We start from the raw sequence: 21,337 nt of genomic DNA, 5'->3' as shown, positions 1-21,337 counted from the left end.
GCCTCTGGCGCCGGCATGACCGGCTACGTACTCCGGGTCAGCAGACCGGTGTCGATGACCTCGGCGATGAGTGCGGCGCCGCGGCTGTTCTGGTGGATGTGGTCAGTCGTGAGCAGGAGACCTCGCCGCCGCGAGAGCGTGTCGAGGCTCCGACGCAGCACGGCGCGCCGGACGAGGACGCCGAGGCCCGCCGCGGGCGTCGGCTCCCGGTAGGGGACCGGCGGCGGGGCCGCGTGGCGCGGTTCCCTCGCCGGAAGGGCGGCGTCGTGCGAGAAGGTCCAGGTAGTCGGCGCTCAGTTGTGCGCGGGTGAGGCTGTCGCCGAGGCACGCGACGTGTGTCGTCACGGCGCTGGCGAACCGGGCGTGCCGGTGTGTTCGGTCGGGCGGGTGCCGGTCCGGGGGCGGTGTTCCGTGCCGAGGCCGGCGGTGACGGTCAGGATGGACGACGGGCCCGCCATGTCGACCGCGTGCCATGCCCCGGCCGGGTTGACGGTGGCCTCGCCGGGACCGAGCACCACGCGTTCGGGCGCCCCGTCCACGTCGCGGGTGACCGTCACCGATCCGCTGAGGCAGACGACCAGTTCGTCGCCGGCGGGGTGGCGCTCCCAGTTCTCGTCGGTGCCCTCGCCGTCGAAGATCGTCACCAGCCGGCCCTCGGCGCCGTCCGCCGCGACCGCGGCGCTGTAGGCCTGGAGCACCTCCGGGTCCCAGGCGAAGCCCTCGACGGGTTTCGCCCTCGACCCCAGCCCGAGGTGCACGGGGGTGGTCCTGAGGTTGACGGCGTCACGTGCGTGGTTGAGGAGTCTCATGCCGACGATCGTCGCGGGCCGACGTTCGGGTGGTCTTGAAGAAAAGGGAACGGAGACCGAGGCGACGGGCGGCTGGTCGGCGAACTACCCGGTCCCGAGGAGGACTTCGCCGCGACGCCAGGCCGTCGGCGATCGGCCGGTGAGCTCGCCCCAGTCCCGGACGAGATGGGCCTGGTCGGCATAGCCGGAGACGGTCGCCACCTCGGCCCACGGGAGCGGGTCGCGCGCCGTCGCCAGCTCGTGCGCGTGCTCGAAGCGGAGAACCCGGGCGAAGGTCTTCGGCGACAGGCCCACCTCGCCGCGGAAGCGTGCGGTCAGATACCGGCGGCTCCAGCCCAGTTCCGCGGCGACCGCCCCGATCTGGACGCGGCCCCGCGCGGCGACGAGGCGACGCCAGGCCTCGGCCACCTCGGGGCGGGCCCAGCGCACCTGGTCACCGCCGGTGCCGCGGCCGACAGCGCGGAGGAACGCGTCGTCCAGCGCGGCGAACCGCGCCGCCCACGTCGTCGCCGACCGGAGCCGGTCGGCCAGCTCGACGCCGAGCGCTCCGAGAAGCTCGTCGAGTGGGACGAGTTGATGGGCCAGCGCGGCGGCGGGCACGCCGTAGACGGCCCGGGCCCCGAGCGGTGTCAGCGACACCTGCACGCCCCGCTGGCGTCCGTCGTGGTGGATCGCGACGGACCGGCACATCAGGCCGCCGGCCACGCCGCCGAACCGGGTGACCGGTGCCAAGTCGTCGACGCCTGCCGCCACTTCCAGGGGCTCCGCAAGGCTGATCACCGCGGTGAGCGCGCGGCCCGGCGGGCCGCGGTGCACCCCCGCCGGGAAGCCTCGGAGGTCGAAGCCGACATACGAGTCGATGTACTCCCGCAGGACGGGCGCCGGACGTGCGCCGATCCCGGTGACCGCGTGGTCCCCCATTCTCGTCAGTGTACGAACCGCCTCACGAACCGCCTTCGGGAGCCGCCTTCGGCAGCCGCCGCGCCGATCGCGGACGGCGCTCCAACGGCGTTCGCCCCCGGGGCGGTTACCCCCGGCGCCTCGGCGGCGCCGGGCCGCGGGACGACCGCGGCCCGGCCGGGGCCCCGGGTGGGGCTCCGGCCGGGTGGGGGTGGTCGGCCGCGGTCCCGAGTGCGGGGGACCGTGGCCGACCACGTCTCACGCGTGCCGGGGCTCCGGCACGGCTGAGCGCCGCCGCACCCGCCGGGCGAGCGCCGCCAGGAACACGACCTCCAGGACGAGGGTGCCCAGCCCCAGGAAGACGCTGGCGAGCGACGCCGGCATCATGAACGCGGTGTGCGAGACGAGGATGCCGCCGGCCAGCCACAGGCGGTGGGCGTCGGACCAGTTGGCCGATCCCCGCCAGCGCGCGACCACCCAGGCGAACGGGACCGCGGTCATGGCCCCGATGAACAGCCGGGACTCCGTCGACATCAGGTCGCCCATCAGCATGTCCTCGCCGAGGCCGAGCGGCATCAGCGTGGTCAGGAAGGCCATCGTCAGATAGCCCGAGACCAGGCCGACCACCACGGGCTTCGGCGCCCGCCGACGGTCGTGGGCCTTCTCCGGTCCCCGGTACCGCGGCACGACTCGCAGGGCCAGCCAGGACAGCACCGCGATGAGCAGGAGATACGTCAGGGTCCATCCCCAGGGGGTGCGGTAGCCGGGGTCCTCCGTCGCCGAGACGAGGCCGCGCAGGCCCAGCACTCCGACGACCGCCAGCGTGCCGGCGACGGCGAGGCCGCGTCCGTCGAGATAGGCGCGCTCGCGCAGCTCGGGGAAGAGCAGGTTCGCGAGCATCACCGGCAGCAGCACGCTGAGCGCGACGTGCACGCCGATCTGGGACTCCCAGTAGGACCAGTTGGCGCCGAGGGAGCGCACGCTCCAGTCGGTGACGTCGTACATGTCGGGGCTGGTGAGCGCCTGGAGGCCGAGACCGTCCTCGGTCACCTGGTACGCCAGGCCGAGCAGCACGAGCCCCGGCCAGCCGGCGCCGACCCTGACCACCGCCTCGCGGATCACCAGCACGCCCGCCCCGTACATCACCACCAGCAGCGGCAGCAGCAGCCAGGTCGCCGGGACGGCGACCGCCGTGAACGTCAGTTCCGCGCACAGCGTCGTCAGACAGGCCAGGGTCAACGCGGCGTGCGTGCGCCGGCGTTCCGGCCGGGTGGTGGGTGGTCGGGCGTGCGGGGCGGTGGGGGGACGGGTGTGCATGGTGGTACTTCCCTCAGACAGTCATCGCTGGGCGTGGGCGTCGACCAGGGACTTGATGTCGATCCTGGTCATGGCGTGCAGGGTGTTGAGAACGCGGTCGGCGACCTCCGCGTCGGCGTCGCGGAGGAGTTCCCGCAGGCAGGTGGGCATGACCTGCCAGGTCACCCCGAACCGGTCGACGAGCGAACCGCCGGGCCCCTCCTCGCCGCCGTCGACGAGCTTCGCCCAGAGCGCGTCCAGCTCCTCCTGGGTCTCGACCTCGACGTAGAGGGAGAAGGCGCGGCTGTGGGGGTAGCGCGGCTGGCCGTTGTGCGCGATCAGGCGCTGGCCGTCCACGGTGAAGTCGACCGTGGTGACGCGGCCTTCCGGGTCCCGCTGGACGTCCCGGATGTCGGAGTCGGCGAAGAGCGAGGTGTAGTAGGTCGCGACGGCCTCGGCCTGGCCGTCGAACCACAGGAAGCTGCTGAGCTGCATGGTGTTTTTCCTTACTTGTGGGTGGTGGATGGGGTGTGGGGGCCGGTGTGGTCGTCGAGCGTGACGGTGTCGGCGACCTTCTCCAGGCCGCGGGCGACGAGTCGCCGGGGCAGGTGCCGCACCATCCGCACCGACTGGTTCCGCAGCCACATGCGGCCGGGCGAGTCGGGCATCAGGCCGCCGTCGCCCGAGGTCTGGGCGAACTCCTGCGCCCGGTCGACGAACTCGCGCATCCCCGCCTCGTATCCGGCGGCGCCCGCGTGGTGGTCGCCGCCGGCGCGGGCGAGTTGGCCGGCCAGCACGTAGGCGCCGACCAGGGCGAGGGAGGTGCCGATCCCCGACATGGGGGAGGCGCAGTAGGCGGAGTCCCCCAGCAGCACGGTCCGGCCCTTCGACCAGGTGTCGATCCGCACCTGTTCCACCCGGTCGAAGTAGAAGTCGGAGGCGTCCCAGAGCTGTTCGAGCAGCCGCGGGGTGTGCCATCCGACGTCCGCGAAACGGTCGGCGACCAGCCGTTTCTGCGCGGCGACGTCGCTCCGGTCGAACCGCAGTCCCGGCGAGCGGAAGAAGTACCCGGCGATGGCCCTGTTCGGGTCGGCCACCGGGCGCATGGCCACCGTTCTGCCGGAGCGGCCCGAGCCGCCGGGCACGGTGTACATCAACTGCCAGCCGTCCAGCGTGATGTGCGAGGGCATCGAGTACAGCGCCAGGTAGGAGTTGAGGTCGCACACGTAGCGGTGCTCGGGGCCGAACGTCAGTCGGCGCACCGTCGAGTGCACGCCGTCGGCGCCGACGAGCAGGTCGAACCGTCGGGGCTCGCCCTTCTCGAAGGCGACGGTGACGCCGTCCCGGTCCTGCTCCACCTCGGTGATCGAGTCGCCGAAGATGTACTCGACGTCGTCACTGATCGTGTCGTACAGGATGCGGGCCAGGTCGGTGCGGAGGAGCGCCCACTCGGCGACGGGGCCGCCGGAGGGACCGAACGACTCGGAGCTCATGCGCGCCGCCGGCTTCCCCGCCTCGTTGACGAAGACCATGCCGCGGCTGGGGATGCGCACGGCCTTGACCGGCGCGACGAGCCCCATGCGTTCGATGACCTGGCGGGCGGTGCCGCGGATGTCGATCGAGTGGCCGCCCGTGCGGGGGGCGGGGGCCCGTTCGACGACCGTCGGACGGAAGCCGTAACGGTGCAGCCAGTGCGCCAGGGTCGCCCCGGCGATGCCTCCCCCCGAGATGAGGATGTCCCGATTCTTCATGCGTCCTTCCTCCGTGCGGCTACGTCGATACGCCGTTCTCCGGCGCGCTCTGGATACAACGTACGGAGCAGAACACCCGGAAAACCAGGGGTTGCAAGGGGATAGTGGACTAGTACTCACGGGGTAGTGCACTAGTCCACCGGCTGTGGCAGTGTGGGGCGCGGGTTCCATGTCGACGGAGGAGGAACGTGTCGTCAGCGCAGCGCGGCGAGCCGCCCTACCGCGTGATCGCGGCCGAGATCCGGTCCCGGATCGCCAGCGGCGATCTCGCGCCCGGGGAGCGGGTGCCGTCCATTCGCGCCATCGCGCGGCGGTGGGGCGTGGCGATCGCGACCGCCACCAAGGTCACGGCCGTGCTGCGGGAGGAGGGGCTGGTCGAGGCGCGCGTCGGCTCCGGCACGGTGGTCAGCCCGGGCGCCGGCGGTGAACGGGCGGCCCCCGCCCGCCGTTCCGCCGCCGCGCCCGCCCGGCAGAGCGAGGCGCCGGAACGGGAGCGGGTGCGGATCCTGCGGGCCGCCGTCGACCTCGCCGACGCCGAGGGGCTCCAGGCGCTGACGATGCGCCGGCTCGCCGCCGAGCTGGACCTCGGCCCGATGACCCTCTACCGGTATGTCACGGGCAAGGAGGAGCTGTTGACCCAGATGGCGGACCTGGTCTTCGGCGATCTCACGCTGCCGGAGCCGGGCCCGCGCGGCTGGCGCGCCAAGCTCGAACTCGTGGCCCGCGAGCAGTGGCGGCTGTGCCGACGGCATCTGTGGCTGCCGCCGGTCATCTCCTTCACCCGCCCCGCCCTGGTGCCCCACATGCTGGTGCACACCGAGTGGACGCTGCGCGCGCTCGACGGGCTGGACCTGTCGATGGACGTCCGGCTCCAGGAGGCGCTCACCCTGCACGCGTTCGTCGTCACCATCGCGGTGTCCAAGGCCGACGAGGCCCAGGCCGAACGGAACAGCGGCATGTCGTTGAACCGCTGGTCCGAGGCGCAGCGTTCGCGTCGCCGGGCGTTGCTGACCAGCGGTCGCTTCCCGCTTCTCGCCACCTTCTCGGACGACGCGGCGCCCGACCTGGACGCCCTGTTCGAGTACGGTCTCGCGCGCCATCTCGACGGGTTCGCCGTGCTGTTGGGCGACCGTGGGCGCGACGGGAGCGCGGGCGGGGAGCAGGATCACTGAACGTCGCGTGACGTCGCGTGCCGTCGTGTGACGTCACGTCAGTCTCGTTGCCGCGCGACGGCCCCGGACCGCGGGAGGGTCGGGGGCCGTCGGCGCGTTCACGCGTTCCGGGGGTTCAGGCCGCGTAGCCCTTCGGGGGGACGAGGGAGGCCAGTTGGTCGAAGGAGAGCCAGTAGATCTGGTTGCCGCCGAAGCTGGCCGGGTCGGCGATCAGCACGGTCCCGTTGGCGTCGTCGTAGCCGATCACCGTGAAGTAGTGGTAGATCGTCTGGCCCGGCGGGTAGCCGGGGGGCTGGTTGCCCGGCGGGGCGACGATGTTGGTGACCAGCGGGTAGTTGTTGTCGATGTCCAGCACGATGTCGCGCCACAGCAGGTCCTTCTGGGCCTGCGTCGGCGGGTCGTTGGGCATTTCCTTGGTCTCGTACCAGCCGGTGCCGAGGTTGGCGTTGAGCACGCCCGTGACCTGGCCGATGTGGTCGGTGCCGCCGACGTGGGTGCCGAGCTGGACGGCCAGGGCGGACTGGCTGGGCGGGGCGATCCGGGCGGAGAGCGCGATGCGGGTGGCGGCGGGGCCGCACCAGTAGCCGGTCTCCTGGACCTGGTAGTCGATCTCCAGCGTCCTGGAGGCGCGGGTCTCGCTGGCCTCCACGTGGAAGCGGGTGCCCGGCTCGTTCCGGCCGCTCACCAGGGCGGTGCCGTCGGTGGTGGCGAACGTCTCCGGCGAGACGGCCTCCGCGGCCGAGGCGGTCGCCGGCGCCGGGGCGCCCTGCGCGACGCCCGGGGTGGCCATGGCGGCCAGGGTGGCGCCGGTGACCAGGGCGGTCGCCAGCGCGGTCGCGAGGTTTCTCCTTCTCATGGGGCTCTCCCGTCGAAGTCCTGTGGGGTGACTGGGGCGTTGGCGTCGGTCACGCCTTGCGGAGCCGGGCGACGACGCCGTCCAGGTCGCGGCTGAACATGTGGGCGCGGAACAGGTGCCCGCCCGGCTCCTCGTACTGCTCGTGGGCGATGCCGGCGTCGTTCAGGCGGTCGCGGAACTCCCGCTGGCCGGCGAGCACCTGGGTCTCGGTGACCCAGTCCGCCCAGTTCACGGGCTCGGGGCTGGTGCCGGCGACCAGGAAGACCCGCTTGCCGCCGTACCTGGCGACCTGCTCCACGGGGTTGTCGGCGCTGACCCGGCGCTCGTCCCACAGCGGCACGCCGTAGACGCTGCCGCCGGCCAACTCGGCAGCCGCGGAGGAGACGTTGGCCCAGTGGGTGACCAGCCCCGCGTCGCGGCGGAGGCTGGCCGGGCCCGAGTGCGAGCTGACGGAGGCGAAGTGGCCGTAGTACTTGGCCGCGTACTTGAGCGCGCCGAAGCCGCCCATGGAGAACCCGGCCACCGCCCGCCCGTCGAACTCGGCGTAGGTGCGGAAGTTGGCGTCGATCCAGGGCAGCAGCTGCGCGATGTGGAAGGTCTCCCAGTTGCGCGGGCCGGCGTTGGAGTGGACCGGGTTGCTGTACCAGCCGGCGGGCCCGCCGTCGGGCATCACCACGATGAGCGGCCGGCCGGCGGTCAGCTCGCGGATGCCGGCCCTGTCGAACGACATGAAGTCCTGCCCGACGCCGCCCCCGTGGAAGAGGTAGAGCACCGGGTAGCGCCGTCCGCTGGCGTAGTCGTCGGGGAGGAGGACGTTGACCGCGGGGTCCCAGCCGATCTCGTCGGTGGCGAAGCGGTAGTACTTCATCCGGGGATCGTTCTCGCCGCGCTCCACGATCCGCAGCCCGAAACCGTCGCTCGCCGCGTGGGCCCCCGTCGCCGAGGCGAGCACGCCGGCGCCGCCGAGAAGGGTCGCGGCGGTGGCTCCGCCCGCGAGCCCGAACAGCCGTCTGCGGGAGGGCCCTGACGGGGATGACTTCTGCAACGCGACCTCCGTGGGGAAGGGGGAATCCGGGGGAGCGGATTCCGGGAAGGAAGGGGAAGGGAAGGTGCGGGGCGGAAACGCCACCGGAATGGTAGGTACACGACAACCGAACGAGGGGTCGCGCTTTTCGATCCCCGCCGAACACCCCTTGTGGACGCGGGTGGAGAGCGCCACCATCGGCCCATGCCCGGCGTGCTGCGCATCCACTTCCAGGACCGCGACTTCCGCTACGTCCAGTTGGCGAAGTCAGCGGACCCGATGTGGGAGGCGATCCTCGGGCTCCATGTGCTGTCCACTCCCCCGGGCCGGCTCCCGCCCCCGCTCCGGCCGTGGCGGCGGAGAGCGGCGGAACGACTCCGCGAGGGCGGTGAACTCCGCGCGGCCTGCCGGCTGTTGAACGACCTGGCGCCGGCCGACGCCCCCTACTTCCCCGACTTCCTGACCCCCACCGAGTCGGAGGAGGGCATGTCCGCCGGGCTCGACACCCTGCGCGCCACCTCAGCCGCCCGGCTCGCCCGCGAGCTGCGCGAGGCGGCCAGGCACCGGGACCTGCCCCCGTGGACCGGTCAACTCGCCTCCGGCGACCGCGGGTTGCTCGACCGGGTCGCCGACGCCGTGCTCCAGATCCACACCCGGCTGATCGCGCCCGACTGGAGCCGGGTCGCCTCCACCGTCGCCGCCGACGCGGAGCGGCGCGCGGCGGCGCTGGAGGGCGGTCTGGTGGCGCTGCTGGGCCAACTGGAGCCGTTCACCTGGCGGGACCCGGTGCTCACCGCGCCCTATCCCGTGGACCTCGACCTGCGGCTGCGGGGGCGGGGCCTGCGGCTGATCCCCTCGTTCTTCTGCCACACCACGCCGATCGCCGTCGCCGACCCCGCGCTGCCGCCGGTCGTGGTCTACCCGGTCTCCCGCCCGCCAGGGACGCCGCCGCGGCCCGACCGGCAGGCGCGGGCCCTCGCCGCGCTGCTCGGCGCCAGCCGGGCCCGGGTACTCGGCGCGCTCGCCGCCGCCTCGACGACCGGCTCGATCGCCGCGCGCCTCGGGATGCCGGCGCCGTCGGTCAGCGGCCATCTGAAGGTGCTCCGCGACGCGGGCCTGGTCCACAGCCGACGCGACGGCGCCCACGTGATCCACCGCCTGACCAGCCGCGGCCACCACCTGCTCGCGCCGCCGGCGCGTTGAGGCGGCGCCGGGGGCGCGGGTCCGGGCCCGGCCTCAGGACGCGCCGGAGCGTTCGCCCAGTTCGAACCAGATCGTCTTGCCCGCCCCCCTCGGCTGCGCGCCCCACGCGTCGGCCAGCTCCTCCAGCAGCAGCAACCCCCGCCCCGAAGAGGCCAGTTCGCCCGGCTCCCGACGCTGCGGAAGCGCGTCGGACGCGTCCGTCACCTCGACCCGCAGCGTCCGGTCACCCACCAGCCCGCCGGTCTCCGCGACCGTCATCGCGTCGCCGTCCGTGTGGGTGAGCACGTTGGTCAGCACCTCGGAGAGCAGCAGCACCGCGCCGTCCACCACGTCCGAGTCGGTCCAGTCGTGGAGCAGCGTCCCCAGCTGGCGGCGCGCCTGCGCGATGCGGGCCGGCTCGGACTGGCCCACGTTCAGCACGAAACGGCGCGCCGGGACCCCGCCGCGCGGCACCTGGCCGCCCGGTGTCTCGCGGCGGAGCAGCAGCAGCGCGATGTCGTCCTCGTTGCCGTGCGCCCCCGGCGGGCGGGCGCTCGCGTCCTCGTCCGCCCCGCTCCCGCCCCCGGCCCCGACCTGGTCGACGGACTCCAGCAGCGTGTCGGCCAACTGCTCAAGCCCCGTGCCCGGCACCCCGGCGACGGCCCTGCCTACGCGTTCCCAGCCGGCGTCCAGGTCGCGCCCGCCCGTCTCCAGCAGCCCGTCCGTGCACAGCAGCAACGTCTCGCCCGGCTGGAGGCTGAGCCGGGTCACCGGGTAGTCGAGGGAAGGCTCCACACCCAGCGGCGGCCCGCCGTCCGTCGGGTGCGGCTGCGTCGCGCCGTCGTCGAAGAGCACCGCGGGCTCGGGGTGCCCGGCCCGCGCGATGTCGAACGTTCCGGAGGCGGGGTCGGCCTCCGCGTACAGGCAGGTGGCGAACCGCGCCTCACCGAACGGCTCCTCGCCCGGCTCCGCCCGTCCCCCACCGGCCGCGCCGCCGTCCCCCCTCGGGCCCGGCCCTCCCGAGCTCTCGCCGAGCGAGGCGAGGAACCGCGAGGCCCGGCTGAGCACCGCGTCCGGGTGGTGCCCCTCGGACGCGTAGGCGCGCAGCGCGATCCGCAGCTGCGCCATCACCGCCGCCGCCCGCACGTCGTGCCCCTGCACGTCCCCGATGACCAGCGCGACCCGGCCGGAGGGCAGCGGGATCACGTCGTACCAGTCGCCGCCCACCTGGAGCCCGGCGCCGGTCGGCACGTAGCGGGCGGCGATCGCCAGCCCCGGGACCCGGGGCATCGGGCTCGGCCCCATCGCGTGCTGGAGGTCGGCGGACAGCTCGCGCTCGGTGTCGTTGAGCGTCGCGCGGGAGAGCGCCTGCGCCACCATCCGGGCGATGCTGGAGAACGTGGAACGTTCCTCCCAGTCGAAGTCCAGCGCGTAGTCGAACGCCGCCAGCCAGACCCCGATGGTGCGGCCCGCCACCACCAGCGGCAGAAACGCCCAGGCATGGCGCTGGAGCGGCGCGATCACCGGCCAGATCCCCGGGTAGCGCCTGGCGTACTCCTCGGGCGAGGAGACATAGACCGCGCGACCCGTGCGCATTACCTCGGTACCCGGGTAGGGGGTCTCCATCGGCATCGGGAAACCGAGGTGGTAGAAGTCCATCGGCCGCCCCTGGTAGTCGAGCAGCCGCAGCCGGTCGCCCTCGCGGTCGAAGACGGCGACCCCGTCGGGGGTGAAGCCCGGCATGGAGAGGGTGGCGACGACCCGCAGCACCTCGCGCACGCTGTTGGCCTCGGAGAGCGCCTGCCCGGTGCGGAGCACGAAGGTCTCCCTGGCCCTGGCCGTCTCCCAGTCGCCGCCCGGCTCACGCCGGTCCGAGGAGCGCACCGGGGTCACCGTGCCGACCACGGCGGGCGAACCGGCCCCGTCCGCCCGCTCCCCGCCCTCGCCGCTTCTCCCCGGCCCCTCGCCCGGCTCGATGATCCGCATCCTGCTGCGCAACCGGCAGGTGACCTCGTTGTGGGCGTCGACCAGCCGGTACTCGACCTCCCTGACCACGCGCCCGCCGCCCTCGCTGGCCGCCAGCGCCAGCACGCGCTCGATCTTGGCGAAGTCCTCGACATGGATGCGCGCCCGCACCGCGGCCTCGGTCAGCTTCGCGGGCTCCGGCGGCCACCCGTACAACTCTGCGGCGACCGCGTCGACCGTCACCACGCCCCTGGCGTCGTCCCAGGCCCAGGTGCCGACGCGGGTGGCGGCCAGCACGTCCTCGGTGCGCATATCTGTGAATCTATGCCGTTTCCGCCACTTTCGCCGCCTTTCCCCGGGCGGGATACGCCGGGGCGGTACCGGGGCGGGCAACGGTAGTCTGAGGCGGTTCCCCGGAATCTCGTTGACGACTTGGACTCACGATGCATCGGTACCGGTCCCACACCTGCGGCGAACTGCGTTCGGCGGACATCGACAAGGACGTCCGGCTGGCCGGCTGGCTGCACAATCGCCGGAATCTGGGCGGCATCCTCTTCGTCGACCTGCGGGACCACTACGGCATCACCCAGCTGGTGGTCCACCCGGACGCGCCCGGCGCCGGCGAGGTGCAGGAGCGGCTCAGCTCGCTGAGCAAGGAGTCCGTGCTGCGGATCGACGGCCGGGTCGTCGCCCGAGGCGCGGAGAACGTCAACGCGGAGCTGGCCACGGGCGAGATCGAGGTCGAGGTCGCCGACGTCGAGGTGCTGGGCGCCGCCGACCAGATCCCGTTCACCATCAACGCGGACGACGGGGTCAACGAGGAGCGGCGGCTGGAGTACCGCTTCCTCGACCTGCGCCGCGAGCGGATGCACCGCAACATCATGCTGCGCTCGCGGGTGATCTCCGCGATCCGCACCAAGATGACCGAGCAGGGCTTCACCGAGATGTCCACGCCGATCCTATCGGCGACCTCGCCCGAGGGCGCGCGCGACTTCCTGGTGCCCTCCCGGCTGCACCCCGGCACCTTCTACGCGCTGCCGCAGGCGCCGCAGATGTTCAAGCAGCTGCTGATGGTCGCCGGCTTCGACCGCTACTTCCAGATCGCGCCGTGCTTCCGCGACGAGGACGCCCGCGCCGACCGTTCGCCCGGCGAGTTCTACCAGCTCGACGTCGAGATGAGCTTCGTCGAGCAGGAGGACGTCTTCCGGGTCATCGAGCGGTTGATGACCGAGCTGTTCGAGGAGTTCGGCGAGGGCCGCCACGTCACCTCGCCGTTCCCGCGCATCCCGTTCCGCGAGGCGATGCTGAAGTACGGCTCCGACAAGCCCGACCTGCGGGCCCGGCTCGAACTGGTCGACGTCTCCGACGTCTTCGCCGGCTCCGGCTTCAAGGCGTTCGCCGACAAGCACGTGCGGGCCCTCGCGGTGCCGGACACGGCGGGGCAGCCGCGCAAGTTCTTCGACCAGCTCGGCGAGTTCGCGGTCGCGCAGGGCGCGCAGGGCCTGGCCTGGGTGCGGGTCGGCGAGGACGGCCAACTGACGGGCCCGATCGCGAAGTTCCTCACCGAGGAGAACGTCGCAGCCCTCACCGAGCGGCTCTCCGCCGGCCCCGGCACGGCCGTCTTCTTCGGCGCCGGCGCCTTCGACGAGGTCTCGAAGATCATGGGCGCGGTCCGCGTCGAGGCCGCCAAGCGCGCCGGCCACTTCGAGGAGAACGTCTTCCGCTTCTGCTGGATCGTCGACTTCCCGATGTACGAGCGGAACGAGGACACCGGCGCGATCGAGTTCTCGCACAACCCGTTCTCGATGCCGCAGGGCGGGCTCGAAGGGCTGGAGAAGCAGGACCCGTTGGACGTCCTGGCCTGGCAGTACGACATCGTCTGCAACGGCATCGAGCTGTCCTCCGGCGCGATCAGGAACCACGAGCCGGCGATCATGTACCGCGCGTTCGAGATCGCGGGCTACTCGCGCGAGGAGGTGGAGGCGGAGTTCGGCGGGATGCTCCGCGCGTTCCACTTCGGCGCGCCGCCGCACGGCGGCATCGCGCCCGGCGTGGACCGCATCGTGATGGTGCTGGCCGACGAGCCCAACATCCGCGAGACCATCGCCTTCCCCCTCAACGGCAACGCGCAGGACCTGCTGATGGGCGCCCCCAACGAGGTCGACGAGGCCCGGCTGAAGGAGCTGCACCTCAGCGTCCGCAAGCCCCCGAAGCAGGGCTGAGCACGCGGTTGCTGTACGGCGGGAGGGCCCCGGCGCGCGTGCGCGCGCCGGGGCCCCCGCGCTCGTATGACTTCGGGTCCTGATTCGCGTCGGGGCGGGTGGCGCTCCGGTCGGGCGCCGCCCCGGCGCGGGTCAGGGGCCGAACTCGGTGGGGGAGACGTTGAGCAGCTGGCAGACCTCGTGGATCACCTGGCGTTCCGCGTGCGCGTAGTGCCCGTCCGCGCCCGCGATCACCACCCCCGTGCGGATCACGGCCCTGGCCAGCGCCGGCTGGTCCCTGACCTTCGCGATCTCCCGCAGCACCCCGCCCCTCGCCCGCCGGAAGTCGCCGCTCAGCCGGTCGATGTGCCGGTTGAAGAGCCTCAGCAGCTGGTCCGGCGGGAAGTGCTTCAGCCGTTCGTGCCCCTCGATCAGCGACTCGACGCGCTTGCGCTCCGCCGGATGCACCGAACCGTCGGCCGTGGCCACCAACGCGCACATCGCCATGCTCGCGTCCCGGTAGGGCGCGCCACGGAACGCGGCCTTCCGCTGGGCCAGCCAGTCATGGATCTCGTTGCTCACTCCTCGATCACCCAACCCCCTCGCACCGTCGGGCCGCCACCCGGCCCCGGACCTCACGGTCGACTCCCCCGCTGAAGCGATTATTCCGGCTACCCCCCGGTAGTCCATCCGCCGAGCGGCCACGGCCCACCTCCGGTGGGCGCGGGGGTGGCGGGATGCGGGGGTGGGATCCTGCGGGAACGCGGCGAGGGCGTCTGACTGGTCACCGGTGGACAGGAACCGTGGCCCGACGCCCGGCGAGGGGAGGTCCTCACCGTGATGTCTTTCGGCGCCAGGCTGATCAGCGGTGCGGGCGACGCCCACCTGTATCACGTCCGCCTCGACGGTGGAGAGCGAGAGTTCCACCTCGTTCTCGACACGGCTGGACAGCGGACGCTTTCGGCCACGCCCGAAGGGATCCCCGATGACTTCTGCGAGATGTCCCTTGAGACCGGGAACATGGAGATCGCCCCGGGCGAGAACGACGACTACTTCGACCGCGAGACCCACGGCTACAGCCGGGAGGAGTTCTCACGCGTCGCGGCGCATGTCCTGACCGGGTGGGTCCGGGACGGCTCTCCTCCCGCGACGGTCGTGAAGCACTTCGGGTGACCGATGACGCTCGTGGCGGTCGCGTCGCTGCCGTGGGGCGTCACGGTTGCCGTTCAGACTTCCCTCCCGCGTTCCCACAACTCCTCGACGTGGTCCGCGAACCGGTCGAACAGGCCGCGCTCCGCCTGGCGGCGCAGGTGCAGCATCGGTGAGTCGTGGCCGACGACGCGCGCCAGGTGCGGGGTGACCAACGCGTCGCGGTCGAAGCGGAAGACGGAGAGCGAGACGTGGTTGGTGGCGTCCGAAGCGGCCGAGAAGCGGGCCTCGACACCCGGGGATTCGCCGAGTTTGGCCAGGTGCTCCAGCGTGATCCGGATACGGGTCGAGACGGTGAGCGCCACGTCCTCGACGGCCTCCCGCTGGCGCGTCACCTCACCCTCGGGGTCCCCCAGCAGAAACCGCACGCGGCAGCCGCCCTCGGCCTTGCGGCGCAGGGTGTCCACGTAGGCGGGCTGGTCCAGCCAGAGGAAGTAGTTGGTGAACCCGGCCAGGGTGATGTCCTGCGAGGCGCCCTCGGTCAACTCCCCCCAGACGGACGAAGGGCAGGCCGAACGGTAGGGGTAGCTGCGGACGATCTCCCGGTCCGACCCGGTCTTGACGCTGTTCCTCACGACGTCGCTCAGGCTCCTGGGCCGCCACATCTCTGCCTCAACTCCCCATGCCGCCGCTGCGGCGTCCTCGCGGTCTCGCGCGTCCGGGACCAAGCCGTCGTCGGCCTCCCACCCGCAACGCCGGCTGACGCGGCGAGAGCCCGGCGTCAGCCATAGCAGTACGCAAGGAGCTGTTCAAGGCACTTCAGGGGACGTTGGGGCGCTCTCGCACCGTACCGCCGAGGATGCCGTCGTGCCGCGCCCTCAGTCGGTGTCCTCCGCCGCCGTGAGGAAGGTGCGGAGGGCGGCGGTGAGTTCGGCTGGGGTGTCCTCCTGGACGAGGTGGCCGGCGCCGGGGATGAGGGTGAGGGTGGCTGCGGGGATCAGGGAGGCGAGTTGGTGGGCGCGGGCCACGGGGATCCAGGTGTCGTCCTCGCCCCAGCAGATGTGGACGGGCAGGTCGAGGGTCGGGTAGCGCTCCTGGATCTCGTCGGTGAAGCGCTGCTCGGCCTGGGCGATCTGGCGGTAGAAGGCCGGCTGGCCCTCGTCGCCGAGCCAGGGCGTGGCGAGGCGTTCGAGGACGGCCGGGTGGAGTCCCGGGCTGCTGGCGGTGGTGATGTACTCGCGGACCAGCGCGCCGTGGAGGTTGGGCGGCAGCTGCTCGAAGACCAAGGTGTTGTCGCCGACCAGGCGGAAGAACGGCGACCCCCAGGGCGCCAGCGCGACCGGGTCGACCAGCGCGAGGCGGCGGTAGCGCGCGCCGTGCAGGAGGTGCGCGCGGAGCGCGACCGCGCCGCCGAAGTCGTGGGCGGCGACGAGGGGTTCGGCCAGCTCCCAGTGGTCGAGCAGCTCGCGGAAGACCCGGCCCTGGGCGGCGAGGGAGACGTCCTGCCCGTCGAACTTCGCGGAGCTGCCGTAGCCCGGCATGTCCCAGACGTACACCCGGTGGTCGACGGCGAGCGCGCGGGCGATGCCGCGCCAGACGTAGGAGGAGAACGGCGTGCCGTGGAGCAGGACGACGGGCGGGGCGGTCGCGGGGCCGAGGCGTTGCCACCGCACCTGGCCCGAGGTGCTCTCGTAGGTTTCGGACAGTTCCCAGCCCTGGGTCATCGGTGGTGCTCTCTTCGCTGCTCGGTGGGGTAGGTCGCCCCCGATCCTGGCATCCGCCGGTGCGCGTTCAGTCGCAGGGGCCCGGCGCGCCGGTGACGACGAGGGTGAGGCGGGTGCCGCGCGGGAAGCCGCCGCCGGCGGCGCGGTGGTACAGGCAGCTGAGGGCCTTGGCGACGTAGCGGCGTTCCAGGCGCAGCCCGTGGTCGTTCTCGAACCGGTCGGTGAACGCGGCGAGTTCGGGCGTTATCCGGCCGTATCCACCGCCGTGGTGGGCGTGGTCGATCTCCCAGCGGGGGAACGTGCGCCCGTTCCAGCCGGCCCGGTGGAGCGCGGTGACCTCGGACTCCAGATAGCCCTCGCCGCCCTTGAGCACGGCGACGCCGAGGGCGCGGGCGCCGGGCGGGAGGGCGGCGGCGATGCCGGCCAGCGTGCCGCCGCTGCCGACGGGGCAGCAGACGACGTCCCGCGGGCCGAGGTCGGCGAGTTCGGTGACGATCTCGGCGGCGCCGTGCGCGGCGAGCGCGTTGGAGCCGCCCTCCGGCAGCACATGGGCGGGGCCGAAGCGGGCGGTGAGGCGGTCGGTGGTGGCCCGGGCGGTGTCGGGGTCGCGGAGCGCGCGGAGCGTGGCGCGGTACTCGGCGCGGGTGAGGAAGAACAGTTCCATGCCGTCGCGTTCGGCGGCGGCGAGGGCCGGGTTGCGGGGGCGGTCGGCGAGTTCGTCGCCGCGCACCAGGCCGACGCTGGCGAAGCCGGCGTCGCGGGCGGCGGACGCGGTGGCGGTCAGGTGGTGGGAGTAGGCGCCGCCGAACGTCAGCAGCCGGTGGTGGCCGGCGGCCCGGGCGGCGCGGAGGTTGGGGCGCAGTTTGCGCCACTTGTTGCCGGAGACGTGGGGGTTGCCGGAGACCAACGGGTGGATCAGGTCGTCCCGCTTCAGGCGCAACGTGACCCCCGCCCGTTCCAGCAGCGGCTCCACGACGGGCTGCACGGGGGAGGGCGGTGTGGGGGAGCGCGGTGTGAGGGACGTCGACAACATCTGCACAAGCGTACGAAGTACGGACAGGAATCCGTCGCCTTGGGAGCGGGTAGGAGCGACGCGAGCGGTGCCCCCCACGGGCCCGCGTCGCCGCATCGCCCCACCGAATCGCCCCCACCGATACGGAAGGCCACCCCGTCGTGACCAGAAGATGGCAGTTCAGATGCCCTGGCCCCCATCCGCAGTGCCGTGGCTGCGGCGGTCAGCGGATGGACGTCAAGGAGACGTTCTACCTCTCGAACAACGGTGACGCGGAGGGTGTCGTGGCCCCCCACCGTTGCTGGCACTGCAAGGGCAGGGGCTACTCCTGCCAGTCGAGCAGCGCCTGCTCGCCGCCCCACGCGTAGCCCTCCGGGGGTTTTGCGGGCGACCGCCCACCGTCGTGGTACCTCGCCGTGGTCGTCTGCGGCCCGCCACCCATGCACCGCGCAGTTCCCCGCGCCCCTCAGCCCGTCGCCGGCGAGCGTTGACCTGCGGCTATCCGCACACGCCAGCCCCGACCAGGGGCGCGGGGAACTGCGCGAGCAACCACACACCGGGGCGAGGACGACACCCCTCCCAGGCCACCCGGCACCGCTGTCGAGCAACCCACCGACCGGGCTCACGCCGACCACCCACCGCGACCGCTACGGCACCGTCGTCGTCCACGGCCCGCCGGGAGGCCCTGGGTGTGGGGCGGGCGGGTTGGGGGAACTCGGCGCTGGCACTGTTCCAGCGAGCGATTCGGCCGGTGCGCCGGCCTACGGGTGGCAGCGATGACGAGTCCCTTGGGTCCTGACGACTTCGGCCGCGATCCGCTGGGGGAGTATCTGGCGCGTCTCTTCGGCGGCGGCGGTGTCCCGCCCGGCGGGGGCGGGGGCGGCGGGGCCGGCCCGCGCCGCGACGGCGGGCACCGCGACTTTCTGCGGTTGATGAGCGAGCCGGCGTGGCAGCTGGTGTCCGGCGCGGCCTCCTACGCGGCCGAGCACGGCAGCGACGACCTGGACACCGAGCATCTGCTGCGGGCCGCGCTGGCCGCCGAGCCGACGCGTTCGATGGTGGCGCGTTCGGGCGCCGACCCCGACGCGTTGGCCGAGGAGATCGACAGCCACGCGGGCGAGGGGCCGACGCGCACGTCGATCTCGGTGAGCCCGGCGGCCAAGCGGGCGCTGTTGGACGCGCACCGGGTGGCGCTGGCCTCGGGCGCGCGTTACATCGGGCCCGAGCATCTGCTGCTGGCGCTGGCGGCCAACAAGGACTCGTCGGCGGGGCGCGCGTTGGACGCGGTCAGGTTCGATCCGGGGGCCTCGGCCGCGGGCCCGCCGCCCGGCGCGCAGGGCGGCGCGAACGCCGAACGGGGCGCCGGGGCGCGTGCGGCCGGGCGCGACGGTGGCGCCGGGGGCGGGCGCACGCCCAACCTGGACCGTTACGGACGGGATCTGACCGAACTCGCTCGGGATGGCGAGATCGACCCGGTGATCGGCCGGGAGGCCGAGATCGAGCAGACCGTCGAGGTGCTGGCCAGGCGCGGGAAGAACAACCCGGTGCTGATCGGCGAGGCGGGCGTCGGCAAGACGGCGGTCGTGGAGGGGCTGGCGCAGCGGATGGCGGAGGGCGACGTGCCGGACGTGCTGCTGGGGCGGCGCGTGGTGCAGCTGAACTTCTCCGCGCTGGTCGCCGGCACCCGTTACCGGGGTGACTTCGAGGAGCGGCTGACGGGGCTGATCGACGAGATCCGCGCCCAGTCGGACCGGGTGATCGTCTTCATCGACGAGCTGCACACGGTGGTGGGCGCCGGCGGCGGGGGCGGCGAGGGCGGCTCGATGGACGCCGCCAACATCCTCAAACCGGCGCTGGCCAGGGGCGAGGTGCATGTCATCGGCGCCACCACGCTGGAGGAGCACCGGCGGTACATCGAGAAGGACGCGGCGCTGGCCCGCCGTTTCCAGCCCATTCTGGTGCCCGAGCCGACGACCGAGGACGCGGTGACGATCCTGCGCGGGCTGCGGGACCGCTACGAGGCGCACCACCAGGTGCGGTACAGCGACGAGGCGCTGCTGGCGGCGGTCCAGCTCTCCGACCGTTATCTCACCGACCGTTTCCTACCGGACAAGGCGATCGACCTGATCGACCAGGCGGGCGCCCGGGTGCGGATGCGTGCCTCGACGGCGAGTGGCGACGTGCGGGCGCTCCAGCGGGAGCAGGAGCAGGTGGGCCGCGACAAGGACCAGGCGGTGGCCGCGGAGGACTATGAACGGGCCAGCGAACTACGTGATCGGCTGGCGGAGTTGGAGCGGCGCGTCGAGGAGCGCGGCCGGCGCGGGCAGCAGGACAGGGACCGGATCGCCGAGGTCACGGTGGACGACATCGCCGACGTGGTCTCGCGGGGGACCGGCATCCCGGTGAGCAGCCTCACCCAGGAGGAGCGGGACCGGCTGCTGGGCCTGGAGGGCCGGCTGAAGGCGCGGGTGATCGGTCAGGACGAGGCGGTCTCGGCGGTGGCGGACGCGGTGCTGCGCTCCCGCGCGGGGCTGGCCAGCGGGGACCGCCCGATCGGCAGCTTCCTCTTTCTCGGGCCGACCGGGGTCGGCAAGACGGAGCTGGCCAGGGCGCTGGCGGAGGCGCTCTTCGGCAGCGACGAGCGGATGGTGCGGCTGGACATGAGCGAGTACCAGGAGCGGCACACGGTCAGCCGGCTGGTGGGGGCGCCGCCCGGCTATGTCGGGCACGAGGAGGCGGGCCAGCTGACCGAGACGGTGCGCCGCGACCCGTACTCGCTGCTGCTGCTCGACGAGGTGGAGAAGGCGCACCCGGACGTGTTCAACATCCTGCTCCAGGTGCTGGACGACGGCCGGCTGACCGACGCGCAGGGGCGGCGGATCAACTTCACCAACACGGTGATCGTGATGACGAGCAATCTCGGTTCCGAAGCGATCAGTTCGCGAGGCCCGAGGGCCGGTTTCGGTCGCGGTGACGCGGAGGGGGGCGACGAGGAGCGCAGGGAACGGGTGCTGAAGCCGTTGCGTGAGCACTTCAGGCCGGAGTTTCTGAACCGGATCGACGAGATCGTGATCTTCCGCCAGCTGAGCGGCGCCCAGCTGCGCGAGGTGACCGACCTGATGTTGAACGAGACCCGGCACCGGCTGCACGCGCAGGACGTCGCGGTCACGTTCACCCCGGCCGCGGTCGACTGGCTGGCGGAGCGCGGCTACCAGCCGGAGTACGGCGCCAGGCCGCTGCGGCGCACCATCCAGCGCGAGGTCACCAACGAGCTGTCCCGCCGGCTGCTGCGCGGGGAGCTGATTCCGCACACCGCGCTGACCGTGGACGTCGCGGACGGACGGCTGGACTTCCGCGCGACGCGGGGCGGGGACGGGCACGGGGCGGAGGGCGCCGGCGGCGAAGGGGGCGACGGGGAGGGGTAGGCCGGGAGGAGGAGCCGTCGGGCCGTTCCGCCGCGGGGCGGGGCGGCCCGACGCCGTTCGGACGCCGCCCGCCAGGGCAGGGGGACGGCCCGCCAGATCCGATCTGGCGGGCCGTCTCGCGCCTGGTGGGTGCGGGTGGAGGAGAACGAGCGGGACGAGGGGAGGCGGACGGCGGTGGCGGTCTCGACGGAGGGTACGGCGGAGCCGCTGCGGCTCGCGGTGCTGCTGGGCAGCACCCGCGAGGGCCGGGTGGGCGGGGTCGTGGGTGAGTGGTTCCGCGCCCGGGCCGCCGGCCGTGCGGGGCTGCGGGTGGAGACGGTGGACCTCGTCGACTACGCCTTCCCCGCGCGGTTTCCCGAGGAGCCGACGGCGGAGATGTGCAGGTTCGCCGGGGCGATCGACCGCGCGGAGGCGTTCGTCGTGGTCACTCCGGAGTACAACTGGGGCTATCCGGCCTCGCTGAAGCAGGCCGTCGACTACGCCTACGACGAGTGGCACGCCAAGCCGGTGGGGTTCGTCTCCTACGGGCACGGCGGCTGCGGCCTGCTCGCGGCGGCCGGGCTGCGGCTGGTCTTCAACGAGCTGCGCTCGGTCACGGTCCGCAACGCCGTCAGCGTCGACCTGGACGGCCCGTTGGGCGGGCCCGAGCAGGAGTGCGCGGCGGACGGGCTGCTGGCGGAGCTGGTCTGGTGGGGGCTGGCCCTGCGGGAGGCGAAGGCGCGGCGCCCCTATGTGAGCTGAGAGGGGCCGTTGTCAGTGGTGCCCCCTACCCTGGGCCACCCGATCGAAAACTTATGCGAATCGATGCGTGGGGGAGCGATGAGTTCCGCTCACCCCGGCGGTCTACCGCAGCGATGACACCGAGACACGG

The 21,337-nt window shown here is 72.9% G+C and carries 18 protein-coding genes and 1 pseudogene; 6 read left to right on the top strand and 13 right to left on the bottom strand.

Going from position 1 to position 21,337, the window contains the following annotated elements:
• Nucleotides 1–23: 23 nt before the first annotated feature.
• The 6 genes and pseudogenes from FH715_RS28900 to FH715_RS13040 all read right to left on the bottom strand — a co-directional run.
• Nucleotides 24–245, bottom strand: a pseudogene (locus tag FH715_RS28900) (SGNH/GDSL hydrolase family protein); the annotation flags it as partial.
• Nucleotides 246–341: 96 nt separating this feature from the next.
• Nucleotides 342–809 carry a cupin domain-containing protein gene (locus FH715_RS13060; protein ID WP_139644679.1) on the bottom strand — a complete coding sequence of 156 codons (468 nt, stop codon included), beginning with the start codon at nt 807–809 and terminating at the stop codon, nt 342–344.
• A gap of 84 nt (nt 810–893) precedes the next feature.
• The gene (locus FH715_RS13055; protein WP_139644677.1) at nt 894–1,730 is read right to left on the bottom strand and encodes an AraC family transcriptional regulator; all 837 of its coding nucleotides are present in this window, start codon (nt 1,728–1,730) and stop codon (nt 894–896) included.
• Between the two features lie 237 nt (nt 1,731–1,967).
• The gene (locus tag FH715_RS13050) at nt 1,968–3,026 is read right to left on the bottom strand and encodes a hypothetical protein (protein ID WP_211367600.1); all 1,059 of its coding nucleotides are present in this window, start codon (nt 3,024–3,026) and stop codon (nt 1,968–1,970) included.
• Nucleotides 3,027–3,047: 21 nt separating this feature from the next.
• Nucleotides 3,048–3,500, bottom strand: a complete 453-nt coding sequence (locus FH715_RS13045; RefSeq protein ID WP_139644676.1) for a VOC family protein — start codon at nt 3,498–3,500, stop codon at nt 3,048–3,050.
• 11 nt (nt 3,501–3,511) lie between these two features.
• Nucleotides 3,512–4,756, bottom strand: coding sequence for an FAD-dependent monooxygenase (locus FH715_RS13040; RefSeq protein WP_139644674.1), 1,245 nt, complete (start codon nt 4,754–4,756; stop codon nt 3,512–3,514).
• A gap of 188 nt (nt 4,757–4,944) precedes the next feature.
• On the opposite strand from FH715_RS13040, the gene FH715_RS13035 reads away from it, so the two are divergent.
• The gene (locus FH715_RS13035) at nt 4,945–5,928 is read left to right on the top strand and encodes a TetR/AcrR family transcriptional regulator C-terminal domain-containing protein (protein WP_139644671.1); all 984 of its coding nucleotides are present in this window, start codon (nt 4,945–4,947) and stop codon (nt 5,926–5,928) included.
• A 115-nt stretch (nt 5,929–6,043) separates the two neighbouring features.
• On the opposite strand, the gene FH715_RS13030 is transcribed toward FH715_RS13035, so the two are convergent.
• Entirely contained in the window at nt 6,044–6,784 is a 741-nt protein-coding gene (locus FH715_RS13030; protein WP_139644670.1) for a C39 family peptidase, read from the bottom strand.
• 49 nt (nt 6,785–6,833) lie between these two features.
• The gene (locus FH715_RS13025) at nt 6,834–7,829 is read right to left on the bottom strand and encodes an alpha/beta hydrolase (RefSeq protein WP_246108719.1); all 996 of its coding nucleotides are present in this window, start codon (nt 7,827–7,829) and stop codon (nt 6,834–6,836) included.
• 183 nt (nt 7,830–8,012) lie between these two features.
• On the opposite strand from FH715_RS13025, the gene FH715_RS13020 reads away from it, so the two are divergent.
• A complete protein-coding gene (locus FH715_RS13020) occupies nt 8,013–9,011 on the top strand; it encodes an ArsR/SmtB family transcription factor (RefSeq protein WP_139644666.1) in 999 nt (332 codons plus the stop codon).
• A gap of 33 nt (nt 9,012–9,044) precedes the next feature.
• Here the strand turns inward: FH715_RS13020 and FH715_RS13015 are convergent, their stop codons facing one another.
• A complete protein-coding gene (locus FH715_RS13015; RefSeq protein ID WP_139644664.1) occupies nt 9,045–11,267 on the bottom strand; it encodes an ATP-binding SpoIIE family protein phosphatase in 2,223 nt (740 codons plus the stop codon).
• Between the two features lie 131 nt (nt 11,268–11,398).
• Here FH715_RS13015 and aspS point away from each other — a divergent pair, with 131 nt between their 5' ends.
• Nucleotides 11,399–13,177, top strand: coding sequence for an aspartate--tRNA ligase (gene aspS / locus FH715_RS13010; protein WP_139644663.1), 1,779 nt, complete (start codon nt 11,399–11,401; stop codon nt 13,175–13,177).
• A gap of 132 nt (nt 13,178–13,309) precedes the next feature.
• Here the strand turns inward: aspS and FH715_RS13005 are convergent, their stop codons facing one another.
• Nucleotides 13,310–13,738 (bottom strand): tellurite resistance TerB family protein, encoded by a 429-nt coding sequence (locus tag FH715_RS13005; protein WP_246108718.1) that lies wholly within the window; start codon nt 13,736–13,738, stop codon nt 13,310–13,312.
• 258 nt (nt 13,739–13,996) lie between these two features.
• On the opposite strand from FH715_RS13005, the gene FH715_RS13000 reads away from it, so the two are divergent.
• The gene (locus FH715_RS13000; protein WP_139644661.1) at nt 13,997–14,329 is read left to right on the top strand and encodes a hypothetical protein; all 333 of its coding nucleotides are present in this window, start codon (nt 13,997–13,999) and stop codon (nt 14,327–14,329) included.
• A 53-nt stretch (nt 14,330–14,382) separates the two neighbouring features.
• Here FH715_RS13000 and FH715_RS12995 read toward each other — a convergent pair whose 3' ends face one another.
• The 3 genes from FH715_RS12995 to FH715_RS12985 form a co-directional block, all read right to left on the bottom strand.
• Nucleotides 14,383–14,970 (bottom strand): DUF5919 domain-containing protein, encoded by a 588-nt coding sequence (locus FH715_RS12995; RefSeq protein WP_170184717.1) that lies wholly within the window; start codon nt 14,968–14,970, stop codon nt 14,383–14,385.
• Between the two features lie 213 nt (nt 14,971–15,183).
• Nucleotides 15,184–16,029, bottom strand: a complete 846-nt coding sequence (locus FH715_RS12990; RefSeq protein WP_139644659.1) for an alpha/beta fold hydrolase — start codon at nt 16,027–16,029, stop codon at nt 15,184–15,186.
• Between the two features lie 67 nt (nt 16,030–16,096).
• Nucleotides 16,097–17,062: a 1-aminocyclopropane-1-carboxylate deaminase/D-cysteine desulfhydrase gene (locus FH715_RS12985; protein WP_139644657.1), complete on the bottom strand. Its 966-nt coding sequence runs from the start codon at nt 17,060–17,062 to the stop codon at nt 16,097–16,099.
• Nucleotides 17,063–17,817: 755 nt separating this feature from the next.
• Here FH715_RS12985 and FH715_RS12980 point away from each other — a divergent pair.
• Together FH715_RS12980 and FH715_RS12975 are read left to right on the top strand one after the other, a co-directional pair.
• Nucleotides 17,818–20,466: an ATP-dependent Clp protease ATP-binding subunit gene (locus tag FH715_RS12980; RefSeq protein ID WP_211367598.1), complete on the top strand. Its 2,649-nt coding sequence runs from the start codon at nt 17,818–17,820 to the stop codon at nt 20,464–20,466.
• 135 nt (nt 20,467–20,601) lie between these two features.
• The gene (locus FH715_RS12975) at nt 20,602–21,207 is read left to right on the top strand and encodes an NADPH-dependent FMN reductase (RefSeq protein WP_246108717.1); all 606 of its coding nucleotides are present in this window, start codon (nt 20,602–20,604) and stop codon (nt 21,205–21,207) included.
• Nucleotides 21,208–21,337: the final 130 nt, after the last annotated feature.

Origin of the sequence: Streptomyces sedi, assembly GCF_006335015.1 — a bacterium.
Taxonomy (GTDB): Bacteria; Actinomycetota; Actinomycetes; order Streptomycetales; family Streptomycetaceae; genus Streptomyces; species Streptomyces sedi.
The sequence above is the reverse complement of the archived record's forward strand: the minus strand, read 5'-3'. Positions and strand labels throughout refer to the sequence as shown.